A 4461-nucleotide genomic window follows, 5' to 3' on the forward strand; every position below is an offset into this window, starting at 1 on the left:
CGTCGGAGTCGGTACGGCGGTCGTGCCGCCGCGTCGGGTGCGCTTCCTGGTGGCGGTGCCGCTCATGCCTGCCCCACCTCCGTGAGGACCGGTCGGGGCGGGCAGTGCAGCGGGAGTTCGCGCAGGCCGCCGAAGACGAACTGGGTGCTCCAGGGGGCCGTCCGGGTGGTGAGCGGGGTGCTCAGGGCGCGGTGTTCGCCGGCTGCGGCGAGACCCCGCAGGACGGCGGCCCCCGCCATCAGGGAGAGCGGGGCGCCGAGGCAGTGGTGCGGACCGTGGCCGAAGGCCAGGTGGCGCAGTTCGGCCCGGTCCGGGTCGAAGCGGTCGGGGTCGGCGAAACGCCGCGGGTCCCGGTTGGCGGCGGCGTACAGCAGCAGGACGACCCGTCCGGTCGGGATGACGGTGCCGGCGACCTCCACCTCGCGGGTGAGGGCGCGGGCGCTGGCCCGGACGGGGCTGCCGAGCCGCTGGGCCTCGTCGAAGACGGCGGCGGCGTCGGCGGGCCGCTCGCGCAGCCGCTCTGCGAGGCCGGGGGTGTGCAGCAACTGCCAGACGGCGAAGGAGAGTCCGGAGGTGAGTGTCTCCAGGCCGTTGGCCAGCAGCATGACGACGAAGGCCAGCAGGTCCCGGTCGTCGAGCCGGCCCTCACCGCGGGCAACGGCGAGCCGGCTGATCAGGTCGTCGCCGGGCCGGGCCGCGCGGGCCGCGCAGAGCTCCTCCACGTAGCTGCGGAACTCCTCGAACTCCGCGTCGAGTTCGGCGATGCGGGCGGCGCCCTCGGTGCCGTCGAAGTCGTCGAGCAGCGAGCGGGCGACCAGGCGGGCCCAGCCGGTGACACGCTCCTGCTCGGTGTCGGGGATGTCGAGGATCGCGCAGGAGACGGCGACCGGCAGCGGCACGGACAGGTCGGCGACGACGTCGAACGAGCCCGCGGCGAGCAGGGGTTCGAGCATCCGCTCGACGGTGCTCTCGATGCGCTCCCGCATCTGCTCCAGCCGGCGGGCGCTGAAGGCGGTGGTGGCGAGCCGCTTGAGCCGGGTGTGGTCGGCGCCGTCGCGCATCGGCAGCATCCGGTCGACCACCCGGGAGAGCGCGGTGGCGCCGGCCCGGGGCAGGCCGACGGCGGTCGGGTCGACGGCGGTGCCGGGGTGCATGAGGACGGTGACGATCTCCTCGTAGCCGGACACGACGTGCACCCGGCCGAGGTCGAGGACCGGCGCCTCGGCGAGCAACCGGCGGTAGAGCGCGGGTGGGTCCTGCTGCGCGGCGGGCTGTTGGATGAACCGCGTCAGCTCGTGCCGGAGGCTGTCCATGCCCGGCTCTCCTCAACTGGGTCGGTGGGGGTGCTGAGTTGGGGGCGGAAAACAGGGGTGCCGCGGTGGAACCCGCGAGGCGGGCCCACCGCGGCACAGGACCCGTTACTCCGCGGCGGTCTCGGCGACCGAGTTGGACACGGAGCTGAAGCTGGAGACCGGGCAGGCGGCGCAGGCCAGCGAGCTGACGCTGATGCCACCGTTGACGGTGTCGAGCTCCTCGACCTCGATGTCGAACTGCTCGTTCTCGGTGATCTCGTTCTCGGCCATGGCGGTCTCCCTCCGATGGTCGGCGCCGCTCCCCGGCCGGGGCCCGGTCACCGTTCTCCGCCTTCGTCCGCCGGCCTTTTCTCCGGCTCGCTCTCGGCGACGAGAAAAATATGCACCCGGGGCACAGGAGTGCGACAGTAAGGGATGTCAGGAATTCACCCGTGGAAAATGACACACCCTCTTGCATGACATTTTGAACCCCTTCTGACCTGCAGATATGTGGGCTCTTGCCTTGACCGCCCACCACCCCTCACGCTGTATTCCATGACATCCACCATCAGCTCCGGAATTCCCGGGACGGCAGCCGTGGAGGTGCGGGACCTGCACCGCCGCTACGGCGATTACGAGGCGGTGCGCGGTGTGTCCTTCACCGTCGCCCGCGGAGAACTCTTCGCCCTGCTCGGCACCAACGGCGCCGGCAAGACGACCACGCTGGAGGTGCTGGAGGGCTACGGCCCGCCGAGCTCCGGCACGGTCCGGGTGTTCGGCCTGGACCCGTACGCGCAGGGCCCCGAGGTCCGCCGGCGCACCGGCGTGATGCTCCAGGAGGGCGGCTTCTTCAAGGAGTTGACCGTCGCGGAGACGGTCGACTCCTGGCGGGGCTTCCTCACCGCGCCGCGGCCGACCGCCGAGGTGCTGGCCCAGGTCGGCCTCACCGAGCGGGCGGGCACCCGGGTCGCCCAGCTGTCCGGCGGCGAACGGCGCCGGCTGGACCTCGCCCTGGCCGTGTTGAACGCCCCCGACCTGCTCTTCCTGGACGAACCCACCACCGGCATGGACCCGGAGGCCCGCCGCACCACCTGGCGGATCGTCAAGGAGCTTCAGGCCTCCGGCACCACCGTGCTGCTCACCACCCACTACCTGGAGGAGGCCCAGCAGTTGGCCGACCGGGTGGCCATCATGGACAAGGGCCGGCTGGCCGCGGTCGGCACGGTGGAGGAGGTGCTCTCCGGGCACGGCACCAGGATCACCTTCCCGCTGCCGAAGGGCGTCAGCGAGGCCCAACTGCCGCAGGTGACGGGCGGGTCGGCGAGCGTCACGGACGGCGTCGCGGTGTACACGGCGGCCCGCACCGCCCCGGCGCTGGCCGCGCTGCACGCCTGGGCGGCCGAGTGGTCGGTGGAGCTGGACGGCATCGAGGTGCGGTCCGCCTCCCTGGAGGACGTCTTCCTGGAACTGGCGCACGACGGCCGCGGCACCGACGCGGCGCACGAAGGGGCAGGTGCACGATGACCACCACCGACACGGCGGGCGCGCTCGCCGCCCGCCGCACCGAAGCCGCTCCTGTGGCGGCCGCACCGCGCGGCTGGCCGGGCTACGCCCGCGGCCAGTTCCTGCTCTCCTGGCGGGTGTTCTGGCGCAACCGGCGCTCCACCTTCATCGGCTTCCTGCTGCCGGTGCTGCTCAACCTGGTGGTCGCGGCCCCGCTGCGCGACAAGGAGATCGCCGGGGTGAACGCGGCCGGCTACACCACCGTCGGCTTCATCGGCCTGGCCCTGGTGACCTCGTTCATCAACCTGCTGAACGGGGTGGTCGCCCGCCGCGACGACCTCGTCCTCAAGCGGCTGCGCGGCACCGAGGTCCCGCCGACGGCGATCTTCGCCGGTCAGATCGGCGCGGGCGGCGCCGTGGTGCTGCTGCAGGTGCTGGTGCTGGGCGCGGTCTCGGTCGGCTGGTTCGGGGCGGAGCTGCCCGCCGACCCGCTGCTCTTCCTGCTCACCGTGGTCGGCGGCTACCTGCTCTTCGCGGTGCTCGCCGTGGCGCTCTCCGGGGTGACCCCCAGCGCGGAGGCGGCGCCGATGGTGGCCACGCCGGTGCTGCTGCTCTGCATGTTCGGCAGCGGCGTGGTCGCCCCGCTGGCCTCGATGCCCGACTGGCTGCAGCCCGCCGCGCACGTGCTGCCGCTCGCCCCGGTCGTGGAGACCCTGCGGACGGCCTGGTTCGGCCGCGGTTTCGGCCACGAGACCTGGGCGGGCGCCCCGCTGGAGCGGCTCGACCTGCTGCACGGCTGGGCGCACGCCGCCCCCTCACTGCTGATGATCGCCGCCTGGGTCGCCGCCGCGGCCGTCCTGGGCCGCAGGTTGTTCCGCTGGGAGCCCCGCCGCGGCTGACGCCGCACCGCCCGGCGCGCACCCCCGACCGCCCGGGGGTGCGCGGGGCCGCCGCCCGGGTGTGCGAGAGTGCGGACGGACGGATCGTCAACGGGCGGGTACGAGGAGCGTGGGCGCGGTGGCAGGGCGGGCTTCCGGCAGCACGGCGGACGGCGGCCGGGGCGGCGGCGGGGGCGGCCGGGTCGACGCGGTGGTGGTCGGCTCCGGGCCGAACGGGCTCGCCGCCGCACTGCTGCTCGCCGCGGCCGGCCTGGAGACCGTCGTCTACGAGGCCGCCGACACCGCGGGCGGCGGCATGCGCACCGCCGAGACCACCCTGCCCGGCTTCCGGCACGACCTCTGCTCGGTCGCCCACCCGATGGCCCTGGCCTCGCCGTTCTTCCGCGCCTTCGGCCTCGCCGACCGGGTCGACCTGCTGCAGCCCCCGGCGCCGTACGCGCAGCCGCTGGACGGCGCCCCGGCCGGGATCGCCTACCGCGACCTGGACCGCACCGCCGAACGGCTCGGCCGCGACGGCCGCGCCTGGCGGGCCCTGTTCGGCCCGCTGGTGGACCGCTGGCAGGGCACGGTCGACGCCGCGCTCTCCGACCAGCGTCGACTGCCCGCCGATCCGCTGACGGCAATTCGACTGGGCCTGCGGGTCGCCGAGTTCGGCACCCCGGCCTGGGGTGCGCGGTTCCGCGACCCGGCCGCCCGGGCGATGCTCGCCGGCGTCGCCGCGCACGCCGTCGCCCCGCCGCGCGCCCTGGCCCCGGCCGGCGCCGGCC

At 74.4% G+C, this 4461-nt stretch carries 5 protein-coding genes; 3 read left to right on the forward strand and 2 right to left on the reverse strand.

Going from position 1 to position 4461, the window contains the following annotated elements; genetic code table 11:
• Positions 1-62: 62 nt before the first annotated feature.
• Positions 63-1313 carry a cytochrome P450 gene (locus ABD353_RS39190; RefSeq protein ID WP_344628501.1) on the reverse strand — a complete coding sequence of 417 codons (1251 nt, stop codon included), beginning with the start codon at positions 1311-1313 and terminating at the stop codon, positions 63-65.
• Positions 1314-1418: 105 nt separating this feature from the next.
• Positions 1419-1583, reverse strand: a complete 165-nt coding sequence (locus ABD353_RS39195; RefSeq protein ID WP_179419324.1) for a hypothetical protein — start codon at positions 1581-1583, stop codon at positions 1419-1421.
• Positions 1584-1847: 264 nt separating this feature from the next.
• Here ABD353_RS39195 and ABD353_RS39200 point away from each other — a divergent pair, with 264 nt between their 5' ends.
• The 3 genes from ABD353_RS39200 to ABD353_RS39210 all read left to right on the forward strand — a co-directional run.
• Positions 1848-2816, forward strand: a complete 969-nt coding sequence (locus ABD353_RS39200; RefSeq protein ID WP_344628502.1) for an ABC transporter ATP-binding protein — start codon at positions 1848-1850, stop codon at positions 2814-2816.
• The gene (locus ABD353_RS39205; RefSeq protein ID WP_344628503.1) at positions 2813-3694 is read left to right on the forward strand and encodes an ABC transporter permease; all 882 of its coding nucleotides are present in this window, start codon (positions 2813-2815) and stop codon (positions 3692-3694) included. The genes ABD353_RS39200 and ABD353_RS39205 overlap by 4 nt, the downstream gene beginning before the upstream one ends.
• Positions 3695-3812: 118 nt before the next feature.
• A partial coding sequence (locus tag ABD353_RS39210) for an NAD(P)-binding protein (RefSeq protein ID WP_344628504.1) occupies positions 3813-4461 on the forward strand: 649 nt, incomplete at its 3' end.

Source organism: Kitasatospora arboriphila, from assembly GCF_039528095.1.
Classification (GTDB): Bacteria; Actinomycetota; Actinomycetes; order Streptomycetales; family Streptomycetaceae; genus Kitasatospora; species Kitasatospora arboriphila.

Coding starts and splice junctions, on each gene's coding strand:
- ABD353_RS39190 (WP_344628501.1), bottom strand. CDS start 1,313: ATGGACAGCCTCCGGCACGAGCTGACGCGGTTCATCCAACAGCCCGCC.
- ABD353_RS39195 (WP_179419324.1), bottom strand. CDS start 1,583: ATGGCCGAGAACGAGATCACCGAGAACGAGCAGTTCGACATCGAGGTC.
- ABD353_RS39200 (WP_344628502.1), top strand. CDS start 1,848: ATGACATCCACCATCAGCTCCGGAATTCCCGGGACGGCAGCCGTGGAG.
- ABD353_RS39205 (WP_344628503.1), top strand. CDS start 2,813: ATGACCACCACCGACACGGCGGGCGCGCTCGCCGCCCGCCGCACCGAA.